Annotated in this window: 23 protein-coding genes and 1 tRNA gene; 13 read left to right on the forward strand and 11 right to left on the reverse strand. The window is 70.7% G+C overall.

Going from position 1 to position 25528, the window contains the following annotated elements; genetic code table 11:
• Positions 1-70: 70 nt before the first annotated feature.
• Complete coding sequence (locus KMS84_RS23795; RefSeq protein WP_256918466.1) at positions 71-847, reverse strand: potassium channel family protein; 777 nt, start codon at positions 845-847, stop codon at positions 71-73.
• A 71-nt stretch (positions 848-918) separates the two neighbouring features.
• Positions 919-3666: a pyruvate dehydrogenase (acetyl-transferring), homodimeric type gene (gene aceE, locus KMS84_RS23800; RefSeq protein WP_256918467.1), complete on the reverse strand. Its 2748-nt coding sequence runs from the start codon at positions 3664-3666 to the stop codon at positions 919-921.
• A 427-nt stretch (positions 3667-4093) separates the two neighbouring features.
• Here aceE and KMS84_RS23805 point away from each other — a divergent pair, with 427 nt between their 5' ends.
• From KMS84_RS23805 to KMS84_RS23830, 6 genes are all read left to right on the forward strand, one after another.
• Positions 4094-4531, forward strand: a complete 438-nt coding sequence (locus KMS84_RS23805) for a DUF3052 domain-containing protein (protein ID WP_057583034.1) — start codon at positions 4094-4096, stop codon at positions 4529-4531.
• Positions 4532-4666: 135 nt separating this feature from the next.
• Positions 4667-5125 carry a peroxiredoxin gene (locus KMS84_RS23810; protein ID WP_256918468.1) on the forward strand — a complete coding sequence of 153 codons (459 nt, stop codon included), beginning with the start codon at positions 4667-4669 and terminating at the stop codon, positions 5123-5125.
• Between the two features lie 172 nt (positions 5126-5297).
• Complete coding sequence (locus tag KMS84_RS23815; protein WP_069769029.1) at positions 5298-5873, forward strand: TerD family protein; 576 nt, start codon at positions 5298-5300, stop codon at positions 5871-5873.
• A 133-nt stretch (positions 5874-6006) separates the two neighbouring features.
• The gene (locus KMS84_RS23820) at positions 6007-6582 is read left to right on the forward strand and encodes a TerD family protein (RefSeq protein WP_256918469.1); all 576 of its coding nucleotides are present in this window, start codon (positions 6007-6009) and stop codon (positions 6580-6582) included.
• Between the two features lie 181 nt (positions 6583-6763).
• Positions 6764-7912, forward strand: coding sequence for a DUF475 domain-containing protein (locus KMS84_RS23825; protein ID WP_256918470.1), 1149 nt, complete (start codon positions 6764-6766; stop codon positions 7910-7912).
• A gap of 129 nt (positions 7913-8041) precedes the next feature.
• Positions 8042-8779 carry a TerD family protein gene (locus KMS84_RS23830; RefSeq protein WP_256918492.1) on the forward strand — a complete coding sequence of 246 codons (738 nt, stop codon included), beginning with the start codon at positions 8042-8044 and terminating at the stop codon, positions 8777-8779.
• Between the two features lie 52 nt (positions 8780-8831).
• Here KMS84_RS23830 and KMS84_RS23835 read toward each other — a convergent pair whose 3' ends face one another.
• Positions 8832-9587 carry a TerD family protein gene (locus KMS84_RS23835; RefSeq protein ID WP_256918471.1) on the reverse strand — a complete coding sequence of 252 codons (756 nt, stop codon included), beginning with the start codon at positions 9585-9587 and terminating at the stop codon, positions 8832-8834.
• 210 nt (positions 9588-9797) lie between these two features.
• Here KMS84_RS23835 and KMS84_RS23840 point away from each other — a divergent pair, with 210 nt between their 5' ends.
• Genes KMS84_RS23840 through KMS84_RS23850 form a run of 3 tightly spaced genes read left to right on the forward strand, consistent with a single transcriptional unit; the run spans position 9798 to position 14439 of the window.
• The gene (locus KMS84_RS23840; protein WP_256918472.1) at positions 9798-10964 is read left to right on the forward strand and encodes an HpcH/HpaI aldolase/citrate lyase family protein; all 1167 of its coding nucleotides are present in this window, start codon (positions 9798-9800) and stop codon (positions 10962-10964) included.
• 26 nt (positions 10965-10990) lie between these two features.
• Positions 10991-13630, forward strand: a complete 2640-nt coding sequence (locus KMS84_RS23845; RefSeq protein ID WP_256918473.1) for a phosphoribosyltransferase — start codon at positions 10991-10993, stop codon at positions 13628-13630.
• The gene (locus KMS84_RS23850; protein WP_256918474.1) at positions 13630-14439 is read left to right on the forward strand and encodes an HAD family hydrolase; all 810 of its coding nucleotides are present in this window, start codon (positions 13630-13632) and stop codon (positions 14437-14439) included. The genes KMS84_RS23845 and KMS84_RS23850 overlap by 1 nt, the downstream gene beginning before the upstream one ends.
• A gap of 6 nt (positions 14440-14445) precedes the next feature.
• Here the strand turns inward: KMS84_RS23850 and KMS84_RS23855 are convergent, their stop codons facing one another.
• Positions 14446-14670 (reverse strand): FmdB family zinc ribbon protein, encoded by a 225-nt coding sequence (locus KMS84_RS23855; protein WP_256918475.1) that lies wholly within the window; start codon positions 14668-14670, stop codon positions 14446-14448.
• 285 nt (positions 14671-14955) lie between these two features.
• Here KMS84_RS23855 and KMS84_RS23860 point away from each other — a divergent pair, with 285 nt between their 5' ends.
• From KMS84_RS23860 to KMS84_RS23870, 3 genes are all read left to right on the forward strand, one after another.
• Complete coding sequence (locus KMS84_RS23860; protein WP_256918493.1) at positions 14956-17160, forward strand: transglycosylase domain-containing protein; 2205 nt, start codon at positions 14956-14958, stop codon at positions 17158-17160.
• Positions 17161-17209: 49 nt separating this feature from the next.
• Complete coding sequence (locus KMS84_RS23865) at positions 17210-18493, forward strand: polysaccharide deacetylase family protein (protein ID WP_256918476.1); 1284 nt, start codon at positions 17210-17212, stop codon at positions 18491-18493.
• Between the two features lie 122 nt (positions 18494-18615).
• Positions 18616-19788 carry an amidase domain-containing protein gene (locus tag KMS84_RS23870; RefSeq protein ID WP_256918477.1) on the forward strand — a complete coding sequence of 391 codons (1173 nt, stop codon included), beginning with the start codon at positions 18616-18618 and terminating at the stop codon, positions 19786-19788.
• On the opposite strand, the gene KMS84_RS23875 is transcribed toward KMS84_RS23870, so the two are convergent.
• From KMS84_RS23875 to KMS84_RS23885, 3 genes are all read right to left on the reverse strand, one after another.
• Positions 19776-20357, reverse strand: coding sequence for a DUF4383 domain-containing protein (locus tag KMS84_RS23875; protein WP_256918478.1), 582 nt, complete (start codon positions 20355-20357; stop codon positions 19776-19778). The genes KMS84_RS23870 and KMS84_RS23875 overlap by 13 nt on opposite strands.
• A 163-nt stretch (positions 20358-20520) precedes the next feature.
• Positions 20521-21897 (reverse strand): coiled-coil domain-containing protein, encoded by a 1377-nt coding sequence (locus KMS84_RS23880; RefSeq protein ID WP_256918479.1) that lies wholly within the window; start codon positions 21895-21897, stop codon positions 20521-20523.
• A 74-nt stretch (positions 21898-21971) separates the two neighbouring features.
• Positions 21972-22745 (reverse strand): DUF4097 family beta strand repeat-containing protein, encoded by a 774-nt coding sequence (locus KMS84_RS23885; protein WP_256918480.1) that lies wholly within the window; start codon positions 22743-22745, stop codon positions 21972-21974.
• A gap of 159 nt (positions 22746-22904) precedes the next feature.
• Between KMS84_RS23885 and KMS84_RS23890 the strand changes: the two genes are divergently transcribed.
• A tRNA-Val gene (locus KMS84_RS23890) sits at positions 22905-22976 on the forward strand.
• Between the two features lie 101 nt (positions 22977-23077).
• Here the strand turns inward: KMS84_RS23890 and KMS84_RS23895 are convergent.
• The 4 genes from KMS84_RS23895 to KMS84_RS23910 form a co-directional block, all read right to left on the reverse strand.
• The gene (locus tag KMS84_RS23895; RefSeq protein WP_256918481.1) at positions 23078-23614 is read right to left on the reverse strand and encodes a hypothetical protein; all 537 of its coding nucleotides are present in this window, start codon (positions 23612-23614) and stop codon (positions 23078-23080) included.
• A gap of 122 nt (positions 23615-23736) precedes the next feature.
• Positions 23737-24081 carry a DUF8825 domain-containing protein gene (locus tag KMS84_RS23900; protein WP_256918482.1) on the reverse strand — a complete coding sequence of 115 codons (345 nt, stop codon included), beginning with the start codon at positions 24079-24081 and terminating at the stop codon, positions 23737-23739.
• 71 nt (positions 24082-24152) lie between these two features.
• On the reverse strand, positions 24153-24953 hold the full coding sequence (locus tag KMS84_RS23905) for a serine hydrolase domain-containing protein (RefSeq protein ID WP_308287976.1): 801 nt from the start codon (positions 24951-24953) through the stop codon (positions 24153-24155).
• Between the two features lie 77 nt (positions 24954-25030).
• On the reverse strand, positions 25031-25450 hold the full coding sequence (locus KMS84_RS23910) for a thiol-disulfide oxidoreductase DCC family protein (protein ID WP_256918483.1): 420 nt from the start codon (positions 25448-25450) through the stop codon (positions 25031-25033).
• Positions 25451-25528 lie beyond the last annotated feature (78 nt).

Here is a 25528-nt window from a genome sequence, read left to right on the forward strand (position 1 = left end):
TTGCGATCGCACGCACCAGACGCCGCCGGGCCCGCCCTCCGGGCGGACGACGCTACTTTCGAAACACGCCCTAGGCGGACGGCCGGCGGCCGGCCAGCGGCGAGGCTTCCCGATCGCCTTCCCGCAGCGCCTCGACCTCCCGGCGCAGCGCCCGCACCTCCTCCGTCAGCGCCAGGATCGCCGCCGTCTGGGCGCGTTCCTCGACGTCGTCCTTGTCGAACCGCTCGATGAACCACGCCGCGATGTTCGCGGTCACCACACCGAGCAGCGCGATCCCCGACAGCATCAGCCCGACGGCGATGATCCGTCCCAGCCCGGTGGTCGGCGAGTGGTCCCCGTACCCCACCGTCGTCATCGTCGTGAACGACCACCACAGGGCGTCACCCAGGGTGCGGATGTTCCCGTCCGGCGACTCCCGTTCGACCGACAGCACGGCGAGCGAACCGAACATCAGCAGCCCGACGACCGCCCCCACGACGTAGGTGGTCATCCGGATCTGCGAGGCCATCCGCGCCCGCCGCCCCACCAGCAGCAGGGTCGACACGAGCCGCAGCAGCCGCAGCGGTTGCAGCAGGGGCAGCACCACCGCGCACAGGTCCAGCCAGTGCGTCCGCACGAACCGGCGCCGCTCGGGCGTCAGCGCCAGCCGGACCACGTAGTCGGCGGCGAACGTCCCCCACACGGCCCACTCCACCGAGGTGCACGCGACCGTCAGCTCGCGGCCGGCGGAGGTGTCCACGATCGGCACCGCGTAGGCCAGGGCGAACACCACGGTGAGGGCCAGCAACGGCCGCTGGGTCCACTGCTCCCACCGGGCCTGCCGGTCCTTGGCGGTTCCTCGTCGCATGTCCGCATAGTAAAGAACGAGTAAGGGGCGGGGGAGCCGAAGCCCCACCGCCCCTCGCGCGCGGGTGACCGCTACGCGTCGCCCCCGGCGACCCCCGGGTCCGCCGCCGACGCGTCCAGCAGCTGGTAGCGGTCGATGGCCTGCTTCAGCAGCGACCGGTCGACCCGGCCCTCCTTGGCCAGCTCGGTGAGCACGCCGACGACCACCGACTGGGCGTCGATGTGGAAGAACCGGCGCGCCGCGCCCCGGGTGTCGGCGAAGCCGAAGCCGTCCGCCCCCAGCGACTGGTACGTGCCCGGCACCCAGCGGGCGATCTGGTCCGGCACCGAGCGCATCCAGTCCGAGACGGCCACGAACGGCCCCTCGGCCCCGGCGAGCTTGCGCGTCACGTACGGCACCCGCTGCTCCTCCTCCGGGTGCAGCAGGTTGTGCCGCTCGACCTCGACGGCCTCGCGCCGCAGCTCGTTCCAGGAGGTCGCCGACCACACGTCCGCCCGGACGTTCCAGTCCTCGGCGAGGATCCGCTGCGCCTCGACCGCCCAGGGGACCGCCACGCCGGAGGCGATGATCTGCGCCGGGATCGCGCCCGACGTGCCCTCGCTGAACCGGTGGATGCCCTTGAGGATGCCTTCGACGTCCACGTTCTCCGGCTCGGCCGGGTGCTGGATGGGCTCGTTGTAGACGGTCAGGTAGTAGAAGACGTCCTCGCCGTGCGGGTGCTCGGCGGAGCTGCCGTACATCCTGCGGAGGCCGTCCTGCACGATGTGCGCGATCTCGAAGCCGAACGCCGGGTCGTAGGCGACGCAGCCCGGGTTCGTCGAGGCGAGCAGCTGGGAGTGGCCGTCCGCGTGCTGGAGGCCCTCGCCGGTCAGCGTCGTGCGGCCGGCGGTCGCGCCCAGGACGAAACCGCGCGCCAGCTGGTCGGACATCTGCCAGAACTGGTCGCCGGTGCGCTGGAAACCGAACATCGAGTAGAAGACGTAGACCGGGATCAGCGGCTCGCCGTGCGTCGCGTACGCCGACCCCGCCGCGATCAGGGACGCCGTGCAGCCGGCCTCCGAGATGCCGTCGTGCAGCATCTGCCCGGTCGGCGACTCCTTGTACGCGAGCAGCAGCTCACGGTCCACCGACTCGTACTGCTGCCCCAGCGGGTTGTAGATCTTCGCACTCGGGAAGAAGGAGTCCATGCCGAACGTGCGGTACTCGTCCGGCGCGATCAGCACGAACCGCTTGCCGAGCTCCTTGTCCCGCATGAGGTCCTTGAGGAGGCGGACGAACGCCATGGTCGTGGCGATCGACTGCTGACCCGAACCCTTCTTCACGGTCGCGTACGTCTTGTCGTCCGGCAGTGCGAGCGGCTCGGAGCGCACGACACGGGTCGGGACATAGCCCCCGAGGCCCTTGCGGCGGTCGTGCATGTACTGGATCTCCTCCGAGTTCCGGCCGGGGTGGAAGTACGGCGGGAGGCCGCTGTCCAGCTCCTTGTCGGAGATCGGCAGGTGCAGCCGGTCGCGGAAGCCCTTGAGGTCGGCGACCGTCAGCTTCTTCATCTGGTGCGTGGCGTTGCGGCCCTCGAAGTTGGGCCCCAGCGTCCAGCCCTTGACCGTCTTGGCGAGGATGACGGTCGGCTGCCCGGTGTGCTCCACGGCCGCCTTGAAGGCCGCGTAGATCTTCTTGTGGTCGTGGCCGCCGCGGCCCAGGTGCAGGATCTGGTCGTCGGTCATGCCCTCGACCATCGCGCGCAGCCGCTGGTCGTCGCCGAAGAAGTGGTCGCGGATGTACGAACCGGACTCGGTGGCGTAGGTCTGGAACTGGCCGTCCGGGGTCGTGTTCATCCGGTTGACCAGGATGCCGTCGCGGTCCTGCGCGAGCAGCGGGTCCCAGGACCGGTCCCAGATCAGCTTGATCACGTTCCAGCCGGCGCCGCGGAAGACGGACTCCAGCTCCTGGATGACCTTGCCGTTGCCGCGCACCGGGCCGTCGAGCCGCTGAAGGTTGCAGTTGACGACGAAGGTCAGGTTGTCCAGGCCCTCGCGGGCGGCGATGGTGAGCTGGCCGAGCGACTCCGGCTCGTCCATCTCGCCGTCGCCGAGGAACGCCCACACGTGCGACTTCGAGGTGTCGGCGATCCCGCGCGCGTGCATGTAGCGGTTCATCCGCGCCTGGTAGATCGCGCCGATCGGGCCGAGGCCCATCGAGACCGTCGGGAACTCCCAGAAGTCCGGCATCAGCCGCGGGTGCGGGTAGGAGGACAGCCCGTGCGGCGCCTTCGACTTCTCCTGGCGGAACGCGTCGAGGTTGTCCTCGGTGAGCCGGTCGAGCAGGAACGCGCGCGCGTAGATGCCCGGCGAGGCGTGCCCCTGGAAGAAGACCTGGTCGCCGCCGTCGCCCTCGTCCTTGCCGCGGAAGAAGTGGTTGAAGCCGACGTCGTACAGGGACGCGGAGGAGGCGAAGGTGGCGATGTGACCGCCCACGCCGATGCCCGGGCGCTGGGCCCTGGACACCATCACGGCCGCGTTCCAGCGGGTCGCGTTGAGGATCTTGCGCTCGATCTCCTCGTTGCCCGGGAAGAACGGCTCGGCCCTGGTGGGGATGGTGTTGACGTAGTCCGTGCTGCGCATCTCGGGCACGGCCACGCGCTTCTCGCGGGCCCGCTCGATCAGGCGCAGCATGAGGTAGCGGGCCCGCTCCCGGCCGCGCTCGTCGATCGCGGCGTCGAGGGAGTCGAGCCACTCCTGGGTTTCCTCGGGATCGAAGTCAGGAACCTGACTCGGAAGGCCGCCAATGATGATCGGGTTGCGATCGGATCCGGAAGCCACGCTGGTCCTTACCTGTCAGAGGGCTGTGTGGGGCTGTTTTCTCTCGCTGGGGGTCTCACCGGTATGAAGCTGCTTCTCCAGTAGCTGCACCGCCCCCATCGTGTACCTAGGGGCCGCAAACGTCATCTCTACCCCGAGGTAACCGGCACCCGTTCGAATCTCGTACCCTTGGATGGTTCTCAAATACGCAAACAGGGCAGATAGGTGTGGTGTGCGTCACCATCCGTCCGCATCGAGTGCCTGGAGTTGCGTCGACACGGCCAGGATCGTCACCGTTTCGGCGGTCCGAACCGCCGGGTACTTGCGCGATCCGTCCCGCCCGTGTGGACTACGGCCAATGCTTCGCGCACGCGCGTGGCTGAGATTCCCCCACGCCCTGGACGGGCCCGGGGGCACCCCCATCCAAATCATGATCAGGAGGCAACCCGTGAGCGCGACCGCGGACCACGCGGAGGAGCGGACCAGCCCTGCCGTCAGGCTGGGTTTCCAGCCCGAGCAGGTGGTCCAGGAGATCGGCTACGACGACGACGTCGACCAGGAGCTCCGCGAGTCCATCGAGGAAGTCATCGGCAGCGATCTGGTGGACGAGGACTACGACGACGTCGCCGACGCCGTAGTGCTCTGGTTCCGCGACGATGACGGAGACCTGACGGATGCGCTGGTGGACGCCACCACGTACATCGAAGAAGGCGGGTCGATCCTCCTCCTGACGCCGAAGACCGGCCGTACGGGATACGTGGAGCCGAGCGACATCTCCGAAGCCGCGACGACTGCGGGTCTGTCGGCCAGCAAGAGCGTCAGCGTGGGCAAGGACTGGAGCGGCAGCCGGCTGGTGACGCCCAAGGCGGCCAAGTCCAAGAAGTGACGTCCGAGGAGTGACGTCCCAGAAGTGATCGAGCCCGGACGGGCCGGGTCCCCGCGACCCGGCCCGTCCGTCGCTCCCGGTGGTCGCTGCGTAGGCTGGTCCCACCCAGACAGCCCACGAAGGGACATCCAGGCGATGGCGATCCAGGTCGGCGACAAGGCCCCCGACTTCGAGCTCAAGGACAACCACGGCCGGGACGTGAGGCTCTCCGACTTCCGGGGGAGCAAGAACGTGGTCCTGCTCTTCTACCCCTTCGCCTTCACCGGCGTGTGCACGGGCGAGCTGTGCGAGGTGCGCGACAACCTCCCGAGGTTCGCCGACCGCGAGACCGAGGTGCTGGCCGTCTCCAACGACTCCATCCACACCCTGCGCGTCTTCGCCGAGCAGGAGGGCCTGGAGTACCCGCTGCTCAGCGACTTCTGGCCGCACGGCGAGGTCTCCCGCGCCTACGGCGTCTTCGCCGAGGACAAGGGCTGCGCGGTGCGCGGCACCTTCGTCATCGACAAGGAGGGCGTCGTGCGCTGGACGGTCGTCAACGCGCTGCCCGACGCCCGCGACCTCGGCGCGTACGTGAAGGCGCTCGACACCCTCTGATCCCGCCGGGCGGGTTCGCGCGCGCCCGGATCGCGGCGCGCCGATCCCGACACCCCGTGATTGTTCGGGTGCGGGGCCTGCGTCCTGCGGGAACCCGTCACTAGGATCGACTCGTTGATCCGATATCCAACGCACGACGGGGCTCCCGCCCCAGGACACCAATGGAGGACTCGTGGGAGTCAGCCTCAGCAAGGGCGGCAACGTTTCGCTGACCAAGGAGGCCCCGGGCCTGACCGCGGTCATCGTCGGTCTGGGGTGGGACGTGCGCACCACGACCGGCACCGACTTCGACCTGGACGCCAGCGCGCTGCTGCTGAACAACTCGGGCAAGGTCGGCAGCGACGCCAACTTCGTCTTCTTCAACAACCTCAAGAGCCCCGACGGCTCGGTCGAGCACACCGGTGACAACACCACCGGTGAGGGCGAGGGCGACGACGAGGCGATCAAGGTGAACCTCGCCGCGGTCCCGGCCGACGTCGAGAAGATCGTCTTCCCGGTCTCGATCTACGACGCCGAGAACCGCCAGCAGTCCTTCGGGCAGGTGCGCAACGCGTTCATCCGCGTCGTGAACCAGGCCGGCGGCGCCGAGATCGCCCGCTACGACCTGAGCGAGGACGCGTCGACCGAGACCGCCATGGTCTTCGGCGAGCTCTACCGGCACGGCGCCGAGTGGAAGTTCCGGGCCATCGGCCAGGGCTACGCGTCGGGCCTGCGCGGCATCGCGCAGGACTTCGGCGTCAACGTCTGAGCCGCGGGGCCGAACACACCGATCGCCCGCTCCGTCCGGCGCCGCACCGTTTACGGTCGGCGCCGGACGCGCAGGACAACCAAGAGCAGCACGGCACATCGCACCGGGCACCACCTAGGGGAGGACCAGCAACATGGGCGTCACGCTCGCCAAGGGAGGCAACGTCTCCCTGTCCAAGGCCGCGCCGAACCTCACTCAGGTGATGGTCGGACTCGGCTGGGACGCGCGCTCCACCACCGGAGCCCCCTTCGACCTGGACGCCAGCGCGCTGCTGTGCACCAACGGGCGGGTGATGGGGGACGAGTGGTTCGTCTTCTACAACCAGCTCACGAGCCCGGACGGCTCGGTCGAGCACACCGGCGACAACCTCACCGGCGAGGGCGAGGGCGACGACGAGTCGCTGCTGGTGAACCTCCCCCAGGTGCCGCCGCAGTGCGACAAGATCGTCTTCCCGGTCTCCATCCACATGGCCGACGAGCGGGGCCAGACCTTCGGTCAGGTCGCCAACGCCTTCATCCGCGTCGTGAACCAGGCCGACGGCCAGGAACTCGCCCGCTACGACCTGAGCGAGGACGCGAGCACCGAGACGGCCATGATCTTCGGCGAGCTCTACCGCTACCAGGGCGAGTGGAAGTTCAGGGCCGTGGGGCAGGGGTACGCGTCCGGCCTGCGGGGCATCGCCCTGGACTTCGGGGTGAACGTCTCCTAGCGGCTACGGGCTCTTCGGCAACCCGGCTACCGGCCGGTACGGGACCACCTGTACCGCACGTAACGGTCGACCCTTAGACTCAGCAGCTCAAGTCAACGTTTCGTAAAGCCGAGTACGGCGCGGGGAGGCCCTCCCCCCGGACCCTGTCCGGGAGGACCCCCAATACACGATTGGGTAGCCAGTGCTTCTGAAAACCTTCGGCTGGTCGTTCGCGATCACCGCGCTCGGCCTCGTGGCGGCGGGCTTCTACGGGGGGTGGGAGGCGCTCGGCATCGTGGCGATCCTCTGCATCCTCGAGATCTCGCTGTCGTTCGACAACGCGGTGGTCAACGCCGGGATCCTGAAGAAGATGAACGCCTTCTGGCAGAAGATCTTCCTCACGGTGGGCGTGCTGATCGCCGTCTTCGGCATGCGGCTGGTCTTCCCCGTCGTCATCGTCGCCATCAGCGCCAAGATCGGTCCGATCGACGCGGTGGACCTGGCGCTGAACGACAAGGACAAGTACCAGCAGCTCGTCACCGACGCGCACCCGTCCATCGCCGCCTTCGGCGGCATGTTCCTGTTGATGATCTTCCTGGACTTCATCTTCGAGGACCGCGACATCCAGTGGCTGCGCTGGATCGAGCGCCCGCTCGCCAAGCTGGGCAAGGTCGACATGCTGTCGGTCTGCATCGCCCTGATCGTCCTGCTGATCACCGCCTTCACCTTCGCCACCCACGCCCACCAGCACGGCGGAGCGCACGTCGACAAGGCGCAGACGGTCCTGATCTCCGGCATCGCCGGCCTGATCACGTACATGATCGTCGGCGGACTCTCCGGCTACTTCGAGGACAAGCTCGAGGAAGAGGAGGAGCGCGAGCACGAGGAGGAGGAAGAGGCCGCGCGCACCGGCAAGAAGCGTTCGCCGGTCGTCCTCGCCGGCCAGGCCGCCTTCTTCATGTTCCTCTACCTCGAGGTCCTGGACGCGTCCTTCTCCTTCGACGGCGTGATCGGCGCCTTCGCCATCACCAACGACATCGTCCTGATGGCCCTCGGCCTCGGCGTCGGCGCCATGTACGTCCGGTCGCTCACCGTGTACCTCGTGCGCCAGGGCACCCTCGACGACTACGTCTACCTGGAGCACGGCGCCCACTACGCGATCGGCGCACTCGCCGTCATCCTCATGGTCACCATCCAGTACCAGATCAACGAGGTCATCACCGGCCTCGTCGGCGTGGTCCTGATCGCCTGGTCCTTCTGGTCCTCCGTGCGTCGCAACAAGGCGCTGGCGGGGGCAGAGGGAAAAGCCCAGGGCTCGGACGACAAGACTGAGGTCTCGTCCGGGGTGTGACCGCTCGCCGAGTGAGGAACGCTCTGAACGGGGCGGCCGACGAAGGACCCTGTCCTGCGCGCGGCCGCCCCGTCGGTGTGTCCCGGCGAACGCCGTGGACACGGACGTGGGTGGATGTGGGGGGCGACAATGGGCTTCTTCGACGGGATCCTGGGCAGCAGGGCGGCCGACTTCGACTCGGGCAGCGCGGCCACCAACGCCATAGAGCTGACCAAACGGCATCACACGGTGTCCCTCACCAAACAGGGCGCCGCCACCGGCAACCTGCGGGTGAACCTGGCCTGGCGGATGCGCACCTCCGACATCGGGGGACCGCAGCGCGAGAGCCTGCTGCGCCATCCGTTCAAGGCGCTGCGGCCCCCGGAGGTCATCGGGCACAGCCAGAGCATGGTCAACGTCGACCTCGACCTCGGCTGCCTGTACGAGCTGGCCGACGGCACGAAGGGCGTCGTCCAGCCGCTCGGCGGCCTGCTGGGGGACGTGAACGCGGCGCCGTACGTCAAGCTGAGCGGCGACGACCGCTTCGGCTCCGCCTCCGGCGAGACGATGTACGTCAACCTCGACCACCGCGAGCAGATCAAGCGGCTGCTCGTCTTCGTCTACATCTACGACCAGACGCCGGCCTTCGACCGCACGCACGCGATCGTCACCCTCTACCCGAGCAACGGCCCGCGGATCGAGATCGGCCTCGACGAACGGCATCCGCAAGCCCGCTCCTGCGCGGTGGTGATGATCGAGAACGTCAAGGACGAACTGATCGTGCGACGCGAGGTGCGCTTCGTCTACGGCTTCCAGGCCGAGCTCGACCGGCTCTACGGGTGGGGGCTCCAGTGGGGGAGGGGCTACAAGGCGAAGGCCGACCGGTAGCGCCGCACACCCGTCCCGGGGCCCGCGCCGCGGGCGGCGGCGCGCCCCGGCGTCACCGCCCGATGAACTGCGGACCCTGCGGCGGCAGGCGGAAGGCGCCGTCCGGGTAGCCGTAGCCGTACGTCGGCAGGCTCGCCGGATAGCCGTAGGACGGCTGCTGCTGGGGCACCGCCGACGACGGCCGCTCCGGCGGCAGCGGCTGGGAGGGGCCCGTCGGCTGCGGCGCCTGCCGGCCCTGGGCCGGCGTCGAGTCGGCGGAGGCCTCCTCCGACTCGTCCACCGAGATGCCGAAGTCGGTGGCCAGGCCCTTGAGGCCGTTGGAGTAGCCCTCGCCCAGGGCGCGGAACTTCCAGCCCTCGCCGCGCCGGTACAGCTCGCCGCAGATCAGGGCCGTCTCCTCGCCCGTCTCCGGGCGGATGTCGAACGTGGCCAGGGGCTCACCGTCGGCCGCCGCGTCGTACAGCAGGATGCTGAGGGAACGTACGCGGTCGAAGGTGACGCCGTCCGCCGAAGCGACCAGCAGAATCTGGCCGACGCCGGACTCGACACCGGAGAGATCCGTCTGGATGGTGTCGGTGAGGCCCTCGGCGACCCGCTTCTTGCCGAGCCGCCACACCTTCCCCGACGGATGGCGGGGCTGGTTGTAGAAGACGAAGTCCTCGTCGGAGCGCACACGACCGTCGAGGCCGAGGAGCAGCGCCGAGACGTCGACGTCCGGGACCCCCTGCCCGGGGGTCCAGCGCAGCACGGCGCGTACCGTGGTGGCTTTCAGCGGGACGTTCGACCCCTTCAGCATCGCGTGCGTCATGCGGTCATCCTGCCTTCTCGGGCCTGCTCACGACAATGCGGGGTACCCGGGTGCCCCGCGACACGACCGTGCGGGTCCGGGCGCGACTGTGCGTGCGGGAGTTACCTGAAATTCATGACCGGTGGGAACCCCTGACATGGATCCCTACGTACTATTACCGGCCACCTCTTGCCGAATCCACTGCCTTACCTTGCATCACGGGGGAGATTCATGCGTCATTTCGGGCACCTCGCCCCTGAGGTGCGGCAGCGTCTCTTCCACCGGGAGCCGTGCGTCTTCGACACCGGCTCCCCCGCCAGGCTGCTCTCCGCGGCCCTGGGCGCCACCCTCTACAGCCCGGCCACGCGCCCGCGGCTGGCGGACGACATCGTCAAGCAGACCGAGCGCGGCGTCGTGTCCATGGTGCTGTGCCTGGAGGACTCCATCGGCGACGAGGACGTCGCGGCCGGCGAGGAGAACCTCGTCCGGCAGTTCACCGACCTCGCGGCACGGCCCGGCGCGGAGCTGCCCCTGCTCTTCATCCGGGTGCGCACCCCCGAACAGATCCCCGACCTGGTCCGGCGCCTGGGCGACGCCGCCGGACTGCTCAGCGGGTTCGTGTTCCCGAAGTTCACCGAGGAGCGGGGCATCCCCTTCCTGGAGGCCCTCTCGGGCGCCGAGGCGGCGAGCGGACGCCGGCTCTTCGGCATGCCCGTCCTGGAGACGCCCGAGCTGATGTACCGCGAGTCGCGGGTGGACGCCCTGGAGGGCATCGCCCGCGCCGTCGAGAAGTACCGCAGCCGCGTCCTGGCGCTGCGCCTGGGCGTGACCGACTTCTGCTCCTCGTACGGGCTGCGCCGGGCGCCCGACATGACCGCCTACGACGTCCAGATCGTCGCCTCCGTCATCGCCGACGTCGTGAACATGCTGGGCCGCGCCGACGGCACCGGGTTCACGGTGACGGGACCGGTCTGGGAGTACTTCCGCGTCCCCGAGCGCATGTTCAAGCCGATGCTGCGCCACAGCCCCTTCCTGGAGGGGCAGGCCGTCGAGCTGCGCGAGAGACTGATCGAGCACGCGATGGACGGGCTGCTGCGCGAGATCTCCCTCGACCACGCCAACGGGCTGCTCGGCAAGACCTGCATCCATCCCTCGCACGTGCCGGCCGTGCACGCGCTGTCCGTGGTCAGCCACGAGGAGTACAGCGACGCGGCGGACATCCTGCGGCCGGAACGCGGCGGTGGGGGTGTACTGCGGTCGCAGTACACGAACAAGATGAACGAGGTGAAACCGCACCGCGCCTGGGCCGAGCGCACCATGCTCCGCGCGGAGGTCTTCGGCGTCGCGCACGAGGACGTCAGCTTCGTCGACCTGCTCGCCGCCGGCATACCCGGCTGAACACCCACCTCATCCACAAGGGACGCATGAACAACGCAGTGAACCACGGGCACGACGACGCGATCTGGTCCGGGACCTGGGTCGCGGAGCGGCTCGGCGTCGAGCTCGTCGGCGACGACACGCTGACCGACCTGCTGGGGCTGGCGCTGCGGCGCAACCCCAAGCGGGCGCATCTGCTGGTCTCCCACGTGCTGGGCAAGCACATCCCGCAGTCCCCGTCCGTCGTGCACGGGCACGGCTTCGCCCTGGGCCGCCGGGTGCGCGAGCTCCTCGGGGCCCACGAGGCGGCCCGGGCGGTCGTCCTGGGCTACGCGGAGACCGCCACCGGCCTCGGCCACTGCGTCGCCGACGGCCTGGGCGCAGTGCCCTACCTGCACTCCACCCGCCGCCCCGTCCCGGGGGTCGTCACGGCGGGCGGCTTCGAGGAGTCCCACTCCCACGCCACCTCCCACCTGCTGCTCCCGGAGGACCCGGCGCTGCTGGTCGGGGACGGTCCGCTGGTCCTCGTCGACGACGAGTTCTCCACCGGCAACACGGTCCTCAACACGATCCGGGCCCTGCACGAGCGCTATCCGCGCCGGCGCTACGTCGTCGTCGCCCTCGTCGACATGCGCTCGGCGGCCGACGCGGGCCGGCTGGATGGGTTCGCCCGCGAGATCGGCGCCCGGGTGGACCTGATCGCCACCGCCTCCGGCGCCGTACGGCTGCCCGAGGGGGTGCTGGAGAAGGGCCAGGAGCTCGTCGCCCGGTACGAGACCGCGGCCGCCGCGCGCGGCGGCCGGCCCTCCGGAGGCGGGCAGGGCGCCGGCCTCGGAGCCCAGCACGAGTCCGACCTCGCAGCGGGCCCCGGGTCCGACCCCGGGTCCGGTCTCCCGCAGGCGCCGGGCGCCGCGCGAGCGGCCACGGCGGACGTGCACCCGGCGGACGACCGGACCGGGCCCTCGCGGCCCGCCGGCCGCATCACCTCGGTGGACCTGCGCTGGCCCCGCGGGCTGCCCGACGGCGGCCGGCACGGCTTCACCCCGCAGCACCGCACCCGGCTGGAGGCCGCCCTGCCCGCGATGGCGGCGCGGCTCGCCGAGGCGATACCCGAGGACGCCGCGCGCGTCCTCGTCCTGGGCTTCGAGGAGCTGATGTACGCCCCGCTCCGGCTCGCCCGCGAGCTGGAGCACGTCGTCGGCGCCGAGGTCCGCTACTCGACCACCACCCGCTCGCCCGTCCTCGCCGTCGACGACCCCGGCTACGCGATACGCAGCCGCATCGTGTTCCCCGCCCACGACGACCCGGCGGACGGCCCCGGCGAGCGCTACGCCTACAACGTCGCGGGCCGGGACTTCGACGCCGTCGTCGCCGTCGTGGACTCCGTGGCCGACACCCCGCGGCTGCACGCGCCCGACGGCCTCCTGGCCCGGCTCGCCGCGCACACGCCGCACGTGGTCCTCGCGGTCGTCCCCTCGTACGTCCCCGAGCCGCTGTACGCAGCCGCCCTGTCTGAAGAGAGACCCGACATGCTGCCCGAGCCCCTCCGCGGCCCCGCCTTCTCCTCGTACGCGCCCGAGGAGGTCGGCTGGCTGCTCCAGGACCTCTCGGACGTGACGCTGGAGGCGCCGACCGAGGAGCGGGAGGAGGCCATCCAGAGCGGCGGCGCGCACTACGCCGAGTCGCTGCCCGTCGAGTACCAGCCCAGCGAGCAGTACCAGGCGCTGTTCCACGCCGCCCTGGAGACCTCGGCGGCGCGGATCGCGCAGGCCGTGGGCGTCGTCACGGACACCGTGATCGCGGAACGCTCGCCCCGGCCCGTCCTGGTCTCGCTGGCCCGGGCCGGCACCCCCGTCGGCGTGCTGATGCGCCGCTGGGCGCAGTTCCGGCACGGACTGGACCTGCCGCACTACGCCGTGTCGATCGTGCGCGGCCGGGGCATCGACGCCAACGCGCTGCGCTGGCTGGCCGCCCACCACGACCCGCGCGACGTCGTCTTCGTGGACGGCTGGACCGGCAAGGGGGCGATCACCCGGGAACTGGCCGCGGCGATCGAGGACTTCGAGGCGGGCGGCGGCGCGGCCGGCTTCGACCCGGAGATCGCGGTGCTGGCCGACCCCGGCTCCTGCGTGCGCACCTACGGCACCCGCGACGACTTCCTCATCCCGTCCGCCTGCCTCAACTCGACCGTGTCCGGGCTCGTCTCGCGCACGGTGCTGCGCGCCGACCTGGTCGGTCCGGACGACTTCCACGGCGCGAAGTTCTACCGCGAGCTCGCCGGCGCGGACGTCTCGGTGGCCTTCCTGGACGCGATCGCCGCCCGCTTCCCCGAGGTCGCCGACGCCGTCGCCGGCGCGGTGAAGGAGCTGCTGGCCGGCGACCGCACCCCGAGCTGGGAGGGCTGGGCGGCGGTCGAGCGGATCAGCGAGGAGTACGGCATCCACGACGTGAACCTGGTCAAGCCGGGCGTCGGAGAGACCACCCGGGTGCTGCTGCGCCGGGTGCCGTGGAAGATCCTGGCGCGGGCCGGGGCGGGCGCGGACCTGGACCACGTGCGCCTGCTCGCGGAGCAGCGGGGGGTGCCGGTCGAGGAGGTCGGCGACCTGCCGTACACCTGCGTGGGACTCATCCACCCGCAGTACACCCGCGGCGCGACCGGCGCCGACGGCAAGGCGGTGACGGTCTGATGCCGGTCGTGGTGGCGAGCGATCTGGACCGCACGCTCATCTACTCGGCGGCCGCGCTGGCGCTGACCATGCCGGACGCCCGGGCGCCGCGGCTGCTGTGCGTGGAGGTGCACGAGGCGAGGCCGCTGTCGTTCATGACGGAGACGGCCGCGCAGCTGCTGACCGACCTCGGCGACGCGGCCGTCTTCGTCCCGACGACCACCCGTACGCGCAAGCAGTACCAGCGCATCAACCTGCCGGGCCCGCCGCCGGCGTACGCGATCTGCGCCAACGGCGGCCATCTCCTCGTGGACGGGGCGACCGACCAGGACTGGCACGCGTCCGTGCTCGCGCGGCTGGACGCCGAGTGCGCGCCGCTCGCCGAGGTGCAGGACCACCTGACGAGGACCGCCGACCCGCTCTGGCTGCGCAAGCAGCGCATCGCCGAGGACCTCTTCGCCTACCTGGTGGTGGAGCGCGAGCTGCTGCCCGAGGAGTGGGTGAAGGAGCTCGGGGTCTGGGCGGAGAACCGCGGCTGGACGGTGTCGCTCCAGGGCCGCAAGATCTACGCGGTGCCCAAGCCGCTGACCAAGAGCGCGGCCGTGCGCGAGGTGGTCCGCCGCACCGGCGCCGAACTGACGCTGGCGGCGGGCGACTCGCTGCTCGACGCCGATCTGCTGCTGGCCGCGGACCGGGGCTGGCGTCCGGGCCACGGCGAGCTGGCCGACGCGGCCTGGACGGCCCCGGAGATCACCGCCCTGCCCGAACGGGGCGTGCTGGCCGGCGAGCGCATCCTGCGGGAGTTCCTCAAGGGCTCACGGCTCGGTTAGGGACGGTCAGCCGCAGCAGCCGCCCCCGCAGCAGCCGCCCCCGCCCCCGCCGCCCGAGCCGGGCGCGGGGGCGGTCGCGGACCGCGTGCCGCCCACCGCGACCGTTGAGAGAAGCTTCACTGTGTCGTCGTGGCCCGCGGGGCAGGCGGCGGGGTCGGCGGACTGCGCCATGGGACGGCTCAGCTCGAAGGTGTCGCCGCAGGTCCGACAGCGGTACTCGTAACGAGGCATGCCGTCAGACTAAGGCCCTATGCTCGGTGGCGGCGTCAGCAGTCTGCCCGCTGTTCGCTTCTGTCGATTTCTTATGTGGAGAATTTGCGAAGGGCGCTGGTAATTTGAGAGCGCCGTGTTGAACCCCGAGGTCGGGAGGGTTCGAGGATTGCGGCCGCGTCAACGGCAACCATGTCAGGCCCTCGTAAGTCTGTACGTCTGCCCGCGAGCAACACGGAATGCGGAGGGAGACGCGTAGTGACCCGTACGGGGCAGGGGGAGGAGCCCCAAGAGCCGGACGCCACCATGCAGTTGAAGGTCCCCGCCTCTTTCAAGGCGGACGAGACCATGCAATTGCGGGTATCGGATATACCGGCGGTTCCGGACATGTCCGAAGAGGGCGCCGACGGGAAAGCGCGTTCCTCGAAGAACAGACGCAAAGCCCCCCGCCTCTCCCTGTTCGTCCGCGTCCGTGCCGTTCTGGGCCCCCGGCTGGCTCCGCTGGTCGCCGCTCTGACGCCGTATGTGGCTCGTGTCACGCCGTACGCCCGCAAGCTGCGTCCGCTGTACCCGCGCCCCGGCCGCACCGACTGGCGGCGCTGGATACCCTCGTGGCGCCAGTGCCTCGGCGGCGTCCTCGCGTCCATAGGACTGAGCAGCATGCTCCTGGTCGTGGCCTACGCGGCCACCGACATCCCCGACAACCTCAACACGTACGCCACCCAGCAGGACAACGTGTACTTCTGGGCCGACGGCACGCCGATGGCCCGCACCGGATGGGTCCAGCGCCAGGCCATGCCGCTGAAGGACATCCCCGAGGACGTCCGCTGGGCGGTCCTCGCCGCCGAGAACGCCAGCTTCTACAGCGACCCCGGCATCTCCTTCAAGGGCATCAGCCGCGCCCTGTTCCGCACCATCGGCCAGGGCGACACCCAGGGCGGCTCGACGATCACGCAGCAGTACGTCAAGAACGTCTACCTGAACCAGAACCAGACGGTCAGCCGCAAGTTCACCGAGGCGATGATCGCCCTCAAGCTCGACAACCAGATGAGCAAGGACGACATCCTCGAGGGCTACCTCAACACCAGCTGGTTCGGCCGCGGCACCTACGGCATCCAGCGCGCCGCCCAGGCCTACTACGGCAAGGACGTCAGCGAGCTCAACGCCAGCGAGGCCGCCTTCCTCGCCTCCCTCCTCAAGGGCGCGGGCCTCTACGACCCCACCCTCGGCCCGGCCAACCGCGCCCGCGCCGTCGAGCGCTGGTCGTGGACCCTGGACCGGATGGTCGACATCGGCAAGCTGTCGAAGGCGGAGCGCGCCAAGTACACCAAGTTCCCCGAGCCGCTCAAGTCCAACCCGCTGTACGACACCGGCGAGCAGAGCGACTACCTCGTGGAACTGGCCTCCCAGTACGCCAAGAAGGCCGGGCACATCTCCGACAAGGACTACGACCTCGGCGGCTACCAGATCTACACGACGTTCGACAAGAACCGTGAGAGGCAGCTCACCGACGCCGTCACCAAGGCCCGCAAGAAGGCCCTGAAGGACGACCCGAAGACCGCCAAGGACGCGCACTTCGGCGCCTCCTCGGTGGCCTCCGACGGGCGGATCCTCGCGGTCTACGGCGGCCCCGACCACCGCACGCAGGGCTACAACGAGTCCAACGCCACGACCGTCCCGGCCGGATCGGCCTTCCAGCCCTTCGTCTACGCGGCCGGCCTGGAGCACGGCGTCCACAAGACCCGCGACGGGGACACCGAGACGGTCACCGGACAGACGCTGTACAACGGCGACAACCTGGTGCCCGTCACCACGCCCGAGGGACCGTACTGGGACCGCAGCGGCAGGAAGGCCGCCGCCAAGAACGACGGCGGCAAGTCGTACGGGCAGATCTCCCTGCACCGCGCCCTGGAGCTGTCGGTGAACACCCCGTTCATGCAGCTCGGCATGGACACCGGCCTGGACGTGGTGCGCTCCACCGCCGAGCGCTCCGGTCTGCTGCCCTCCAGCTTCGGCGCCCAGGTGCCCGCCCTGTCCACGGGCAGCGCCACGCCCAGCGCCATCCGCATGGCGAGCGGTTACTCCACCTTCGCCGCGGGCGGCAAGCACACCGAGCCCTACTCGGTGCGCCTGATCACCAAGAACGGCACCAAGGTCGTCCTGGAGACGCCGGACGCGAGCCGGGCGTTCGGCGCCGAGGCGGCCGAGGAGGTCAACTCCGCGCTCGCGGACTCCTTCCGCACCGCCCACCCGGACGACGTGCCCGCCTCGCAGGGGCAGAGCACCCGGTCCGGCTCGCTCGGCCGGGTGACCGGCAAGGCGGGCACCACCCAGAACGACACCGCGGCCTGGTACGTCGGCACCGCCAAGACCGTGTCCACGGCCGTCGTCGTCTACCGCATCGACCTCGGCAAGAGCCTCGAACCGCTTCCCCTGAAGGGCCTCGCCGGCACGACCGACGACAGCGTTCCGTACGGCATCTGGTCAGGTGCCATGCGCCCGCTCGGCTGACCACCGAACCGGGCACCCGCGCCCCCGAACCCCGGAGAATGATCCGCACATGAAGTCACCGTCGGGCCGCCGCCGCAAGGCCGTGGCAACGCGTCGCCCCGCTGCCACGCACCCGGGGTTCCTGACGCTGGCCGCACTCCTCGTCGTCGCGTCCCTGGTGGCCGGCTACCTGCTGCTCAACCGCACCTCCAACACCCAGCCGACCGCGTCCTCGGGGGACAGCAAGAAGGCGTCGGCGGGGACCGCCGAGGAACCGAAGTGGGACGGCAAGACGCACGTCCTGGGGGACGGTTCCACCTCGTACACCGGGCCGCAGGCCGACCAGCTGAAGCCGGTCCCGCTCAAGCCCGGCGAGAAGCCGCCCCAGTTCGTCGTGTTCTCCTGGGACGGCGCGCTACAGGGGGACGACGGCCTCTTCGAGCACTACCGCAAGATGGGCGAGCAGTACAACGCCGACATGACCTTCTTCCTCACCGGCATCTACCTGCTGCCCAAGAGCAAGAAGGACCTGTACTCGCCGCCCCAGCACCCCGTCGGGTCGTCCGCGATCAGCTTCCCCACCGACGAGCACATCCGCACCACGCTGGAGCAGCTCGGCGAGGCGTGGAAAGAGGGCAACGAGATCGGCACCCACTTCAACGGCCACTTCTGCGGGGCCAAGGGCGGCGGCTTCTGGAGCGTCGACGAGTGGAAGTCCGAGATCGACCAGTTCTACAAGTTCGTGGAGAACTGGAAGACCAACACCGGCTACAAGGACATCCCCCCGCTGCCCTTCGACTTCAAGAAGGAGGTCGCCGGCGGCCGCGCCCCCTGCCTGGAGGGCCAGGCGAACCTCCTGAAGGCCGCCAAGAGCTACGGCTGGCGCTACGACGCCAGTTCCTCGGGCGACTTCCAGATCTGGCCCGCGAAGAAGAACGGCCTGTGGGACTTCCCGCTCCAGGCCCTGCCGTACGACGGCGGCAAGTACCAGGGCCTGTCCATGGACTTCAACTTCCTGGCCAACCAGTCCGACGGCGAGCCCGAGGGCGACCCCGCCAAGTACCCGCAGTGGGAGCAGGAAACGCTCGACGCCTACATGGCGGGCTTCAACCGGGTCTACTACGGCAGCCGCGCCCCGCTGTTCATCGGCAACCACTTCGAGGAGTGGAACGGCGGCATCTACATGAAGGCCGTCGACGAGGTCATCAAGAACGTGTGCACCAAGAAGGACGTCAAGTGCGTGTCCTTCAAGGAGCTTTCGGACTGGATGGACGTCCAGTCGCCCGCCACGCTGGAGCGGCTGCGCAGCCTGGATCCGGCCCAGAATCCCGACTGGTCGACAGTCGTGAAGTGACCCACCCGGGGGCGGCGGCGACGTAACCAAACCTCAACCGCTCCCCCCTTCACACGAACCACACACCCCGTGCAAAGATGCCCTCCCGGCATCCCTCCGCCGGGGCAAGAGGGGAAACACCAGTGAAGTCAAGGAAATTGAGCGGCACGCGCCGCCGCGTCACGATACTCGGGGCAGCCGCGACCTCGGTCGTCGCCGGAGTCGCACTGCTGCCCAACTGGTCCGCGGGGGCCGCGGTCGTCGACGACCCCACGGTCGACGCGCGGACCAAGGCCACCTTCCAGCGTCTCGCCGACGCGGTCTTCACCGACCGCACGGACGCCCTGGTCACCGGCGCGCAGGGCGACCGGGACAAGCCGTTGACCAACGGGTTCTCCGGCGACGTCAAGCTGTCCTCCGGCACGGCCCGCACCGAGGACGCCACCTTGTCCTCCCTCGGGAAGCGCAAGGACAAGCTGGCGAAGGCCGGCGAGAAGTACGCCAAGGCCTCCACGACCGTCACCCTGAACGCCACGCGCGTGACCGGCCGCACGGCCAAGGCGGACGTCACCGAGACCACGACCCTGACCTACGCGCAGACCCGTGGCAACGCGCCGAAGAGCACCGGTTTCCAGGCCAGGCACGAGCTGACGTTCAAGGCCGACCGGCAGGGCACCTGGCAGCTCACCACCATCAAGGACACCGACCAGGGTGGCCTCGCGGTGAACACGCTGTCCAAGCCGGTCTCGGTCAAGACGGCGACGACCGCCGACGACACCATGCCGAACGCGAAGCGCGCGGCGACCACCTGGAACCCGCCGGCCGTCCCGAAGACCGGCACCGCCTACGACTACAAGGCGATGGCGGCCTACGCCGAGAAGTACGTGTACACGTACAACAAGGACTACCCGGACTTCAACAACCACACCGCGGGCGGCGACTGCACCAACTTCGTCAGCCAGTCCCTGAAGGCCGGCGGCTGGAAGCACGTCCCGGGCTACGTGTACGACTACACCAAGTGGTTCGGCAACGCCGACATCCAGTCGGACTCGTTCGTCGGCGTCAACGAGTGGTCCTGGTTCGCGCAGAACTCCAAGCGCACCACCCCCCTCGCCAACGTGTACCAGCTCGAGGTCGGCGACGTCCTCCAGATGGACTTCGACCGCGACGGGTCCAAGGACCACACGATGATCGTCACCGCCAAGAGCAACGGCGTGCCGTACGTGACGTACCACTCGAACAACACCCTGCGCAGGTCGGTGTCGAGCCTCGTCTCGTCGTACCCGACCGCGTACTTCTACGCCTACCGCACCTGATCGGACGACGGGGGCGACGAGGGAGGCCGGTTCTCCCCGAGCTCCCGTCGGCGGTCCTGCTCCTCCGCGAGGTCGGGGTGGCGGGACCGCCAGTAGGGGTTGTCGTGCGGCAGGGCGGACCCCACCCTGCCGTACATCCCGAAGACCATCAGCAGGATCCCGATCACGAAGCTGAGCATGCAGTTCTGGATCTCGAAGGCCAGGAAGTTGTAGTCCGTCTGCAACAGGGCCATGTTGAGGAACCCGCTGAGGATGAACAGGACGCCGAGCGTCATGTTCAGCGTGGACGCGAAGTTCCCGCCGATCACCATGCCCACGAAGAGCAACAGCCCCACGCCCACCGACAGCCAGCTCAGCGCGCCGTTGGTGTTGAGGCTCCACACCTGGTCCCCACCGGTGTCGAAGAAGCCGATCTTGTCGATGATGCCGAAGATCCCGAAGACGAGCAGACCGAGGCCCATGAGCCCGGCGCCGATCCGGTAGACCAGGTTCAACCGGTGGTCGAGCGGCAGATGGTCGTTGAACCGGATACGCCGCCTCGACTCGGAACGCACCGCGTGTGTCGCCATCTCCGCCTCCCGGAGGGTGAGACAAGCCGGCGTGGAACATGCCGACGAGGCCGTACCCCACTCAATATCCGCCCGTGGAGCGCCACGGGCAACGCGGACGCGGCGCCCCGCCCGGCCCCCGGGCCCTCCTCCCGCCCTCGTCCCGCTCCGCCCCGCGCGGCCGTCAGTGCCCGGCCCCGCCGCGCTCCTCGCGGATGCGGGCCACCACGTCGGCGACCGCCCGCCGGACGGCCTCCGCCTCGGTCAGGAAGTGCCAGTAGTCGGGGTGCCGGCCCTCCAGCGTGCCGATCGCCCGCTCCAGCCGCCCCACCGCGTCGTCGAGCGGACGCGCGTGCCGCGGATCGGGCGTGTTGCGGCCCGCCATGGCCAGCCGCTGGGCGTCCCGGATCGCGAACCTGGTCCGGTCGATCTCCGCCTGCGGGTCCTTCTGGACCGCGTTCAGCCTGGCCAGCCGGTCACCGGCGGCCGAGACCGCCTCGTCCGTGGTGTTGAGCAGAGCGCGGGCCGTCGACAACAGCGAGGTGGCGTCCGGCCACCGCTGCGCGTCGCGGGCCGCCTGCGCCTCCTTCAGCTTGGCCTCGGCCTGCCGGACGTGCTCCCCGGCCTGCTCGGGGACGTGCTGGAGGTCCTGCCAGCACGCGGCCGAGAAGCGCCGCCGCAGCTCGCTCAGGATCGGCTCCACCTGCTCCGAGCGGGTCGTCAGCGCCTGCGCGCGGGTACGCAGCGAGACCAGCCGGTGGTCGGTCTCGGCGGCCCGCTCCGGCAGCCGCCCGGCCTCCGCACGGACCGCCTCGGCCTCCCGCGAGACGCGCTCCGCCCGCTCCAGGGTGAGCGCCACCCCGTGCCGGCCCGCACCCTCGTTCAGCTTCGTCAGCTCGGGCGCCAGGGCGGCCAGCCGCGCCGCGAGGTCGTCCGCCCGCAGCCCGCTCTCCCGCACGGCGTCCAGCGCGTTCGACGCCGCCAGCAGCGCCTGCCGGGCCCGCTCCACTGCGGGCGCGAGGCGGGCGAGCTGGGTCTCCGCCTTGCCGAGCAGCGGGCCGAGCCCCTCGGCGAAGCGGTCCAGTTCCCGCTTGACGCGCACCAGCTCGTCCTTGGCGCGGGTCAGTTGTGTGCGCGCCTGGGAGGCCGCGGCGGCCTCCAGGTCGTCCCGGTCGAGGTCGTGGGCGTCGACGGCGTCGATGTACTGGCTGCTGACCTCGTCGATGCGCCGGCCGACGGCCTCGAAGTCGGAGACCGCGCGGCGGGCCGCCGGGGTGTCGTCCACCGCCCGGATCGTCTCGATCGAGATCCGCAGGTCCCGCTGGGCGCTGTCCAGCTCGTAGAACGCGGTCGCCGCCGCGTCCTTCGCCGCCTGGGCCTCCGCCCGCTGGCCCTCCGCCCGCCCGCCGAACCAGCGCCGGGTGCCTCCGCCGGCGAACGCGGCGGGCAGCGCGAGGGCGAGCACGAGGGGAAGCGCGACGAGGGTGAGGGAGTCGCCCAGGGCACGGACCCGTGCGCGCGGCTTCGACGGCGAATACGGCTGCGATGGTGTCGCCGTCACATCCCTCTCCCGTGCTGTCATCCGCCTTGCCCGGTGCCATTCTCCCACCGGTTAAGGACGAACACACGGGCCCGTTAGTTCGCGTTCCCGACCGTGACTTTGCCGTCGGCGGTGCGGGCGCTCACCACGTGGGCGCTGGAGGCGTCGCGCGGCACCGTCACGTCCACCCCGCCGTCGTCGGTCTTCGTGGTCACCCGGTACGCGGCCGCGGGCAGCGCGATGGTCACGGACCCGTCCCCGCTGACCGAGTCCACCCGGTCCGGCACGGCGCTCAGGTCGAGGCGGACCGAGCCGTCCTCGGTGCGGGTGCGCACCGAGCGCGAGGCGACCTCGGCCCGCACGGAGCCGTCCTCGGTGCGCAGGTCCAGCGGCCCGCTGGAGTCGGTGACGTGCACGGAGCCGTCCTGGGCGTGCACGCTGAGCGCGTCCCGGAAGCCCCGCGCGCGGACGCTGCCGTCGTCGTCCTCGACCTTCACGGCGACGCCCCGGGGCACCTCGACGCGATGTCTGGCGGAGCAGTCGGCGATCACGCCGGAACAGTGCATCCGCAGCGTCAGCCGGTCGTCCTTCATCGACCAGGTCACCTTCGGGCTCTCGCCGACGGCGACGGACCCCTCGAACCACCGGGTGACGGCGACCGCGCCCGTCTTCGCCGCGTCCGACGCGACGATCTCCAGCGCCGAGTCGTCCGAGTCGATCGTGAGGGTGGCGCCCTGGAGGGCGAAGGAACGGTGGTCGGGGTGCTCGTCGTCCGCGGCGGAGGCGCCGCAGCCGGTGGCCCCGGCGGCGAGGGCCGCGACGGCCGCGGTGACGAGGACCGCGCGGGCGGAAAGGGTCGTGCGGGCCATGGTGGTCTCCCCCTGGACGTGCCGGACGTTGTGCTCACGACCCTAGGGAGACCGGGCGGGCCGAACGATCCGGCACACTCCCGGACATGGGGTGGGGTTAACCCCCGACAGGGGTTTGCGGGGCACGGCCCCGGGCGATGTAGGCTGTCGACTCGTCTCGGGTGCGTAGCTCAGGGGTAGAGCGCCTGCCTTACAAGCAGGATGTCGGCGGTTCGAAACCGTCCGCGCCCACCGAGGACGACGCCGGCGCGAGGCGTCGCCGGCCGCGGCCCTCCGGATCCTTCCGGAGGGCCGCGGCCGTCACCCGCGCCGATCGCACCGGCGTCCCGCGCTCAGTAGTTCGCGTTGGCGAGAACCTCGCCGTTCCTGTCGTACACGGTCACCAGTCCGTTGTCGGACTCGTAGCACGAGGTGAACGCGGAGGCGATCAGCTTTCCCTCGCCCTGGTGCGGGCCCGCGAGACCGCCGGAGAAGTCCGTGAACACCTCCGGGGCGTCGAGGACGTCGTTGCGCTTGTCCGCGCCGGTGACCTTGGTGACGTGCGCGACCGCGGACTTCTCGGTGGGCGTGCCGCTCTTCAGGACGCAGGCCCGGAACTCCTCGGCCTGCGTCCGCGAGCGCTCGGCCGGGGCCTTCTCCCGCCCGGCGGCCTCCTTCGCCGAGTCGTTCGGCGCGGCCACGGCCTTGTCCTTGGCGCTGTGGTCGACCGGGTCGCCCTTGCCGCCGCCCGTCGCGATGCCGCCGACGACGAGTAGGACGAGGATTCCGGCGCACCCGAGACCGGCGATCTTGCCGACGCCTCGTTTCTTCGGCTGCGGCTGCTGCGGCTGCTGCGCGTACGGCGGCTGCTGCGGGTACTGCCGGCTCATGGCGCCCCCTGGGATGAACGTGACGTGCGTGGTGCACAACAGACGTGCGTGGTGCACAACAGGGGGGAGGAGCCGTGCGGTTGCCGTCGGGGGCGGCATTCACCCGATCGGGGCGCCCGACGTCAGTCGTCGTCCGGGCGCGGCGACTCGTGGGCATGCTTGAGGCCCATGCGGGCGTCGACCCGCTCGGCGGCGGCGACCTCGGCCCAGAAGCGATGGCACGTCACGAACACCGCCAGCTCGTGCTCCCGGCGGCGCAGCTTCTCCACCTCGGCCTGTTCGTCGGCCGTCCAGCCGGGGGAGGCGGGGCGCTCCGTCTTGCGCCAGCCGCCGGCGTCGCTGAAGCCGTCCAGCGGCTCGACCGACCAGGGGAGCCGCTTCAGCAGGGCCGACAGCTCGGCCCGGACCTGATGCAGCTCCTCCTGGCCGGCGCGCAGGTCGCTGGGAAAGTCATAGGTCGTAGCCACCCGGCAATGGTACGCCTGTTCGAATTTGAGTCGCGAGCTTCTCCGGGGTGTTTGTGTGAACGTCTGTTCGATTAACTGGGGGCGGGCGACGCCTCGGGACCGGCGCCCGCCAGGCCCGCGCGGAGGGTCTCCACGCCGAGCTCGTCGGTGCCCTCCGGGTCCGCGCCGAGGCGATGGACGAGCACCCAACTCCCGTCCTCCAGAGCCCCGGTGAACAGCGAGGCGTGTCGCGTGGCCCCGTTGTGCCAGAGCAGCCCACCGGCCACCTGCCAGGACGGCGCGGGATCACCCAGCCGGCGCTCGACCAGCAGCCGGACGACGAGGTCGGCCACGGCCCGCGGCGTGGCCCACAGGCCGCCGGCGGGGAGGATCGCGCCGGTCATCGTCCAGGGCGTGTGCCGGCCGCCGAACCTCCTGGGCGCGAGCAGCCTCCGCTCCGGGTCGGGACGCACGGCGACCTCGGTGACGCCCAGCGGGCCCAGGACGTAGGCGTCCACCAGTTCCTGGTACGAGGCTCCGGAGGCGGCGGCTTCCAGGGCTGCGCCGAGGACCGCGTACCCGAGGTTGGAGTACTCCTCCCGCTCGCCGGGCGGGTCGCCGACGAGCGTGTCCAGGCGCGGCAGGAGCGCCCGCAGGGCCGGGGCGTCGAACGGGGCGTACGGGTCGCGGCGGGGCATTCGGCCCGGTGGGAGCCGGGGCAGGCCGGAGGTGTGGCGGGCCAGGTGGAGGAGGGTGATCCCGGTCGCGGGGGCCTCGGGGAGCCAGCGTTCGACCGGGTCGTCGAGGGAGAGGATCCCGGCGGCGGCCATCCGCACCAGCACCGTGCCGGTGACGACCTTGGTGAGCGAACCGATCTCCACGTAACGGTCCACCGCGTGACCGTCCGCGAGCACGGGGGCGGCCGAGGACGACAGGACGCAGGTCGGGACCCGGGGACGCGCCAGAGGGCTCACCTCGCGCCCACGCGGGGCAGGGCGCAGGCGGGTGTTCCGCCGGGCAGACGGTGCCGGTTGCGGGCCACCGCGCGGTAGACCACGCGCGCGCAGGCGCGAACGCCGGGCAGCCGCGGCACGGCCCCCGCCACCCGGTATCCGGCGGACGGCGAGGAGCCCAGCCAGCGGGCCACCGCGTCCGCCCCGCCCGCGACGACCGTGGAGCCGCGCAGCAGCAGGACCTCCCGGTCCAGGCGCGCGCGATGCGCCGCGGTCGACTCCTCGGGCAGGAACTGCCAGGGGACCGCCTCCAGCGCCGGCGCGGCCAGGGACCGGATCCGGTCGACGCAGGACTGGCAGAAGCCGCAGTCCCCGTCGTAGGCGAGCACGGGGGGCGGGGAGCCCGGTTCCGGTCCGCTCGTTCGCCGTTCGTCCACGGTTCCCCTTCCGCCGGTCGTCCGCGGCAGTCGCGGTGGCACGACGGCCACGATGGCGTGACGGCCCCCTCGACGCGT

The sequence above is a fragment of the Streptomyces hilarionis genome, from assembly GCF_024539675.1.
GTDB lineage: Bacteria > Actinomycetota > Actinomycetes > Streptomycetales > Streptomycetaceae > Streptomyces > Streptomyces hilarionis.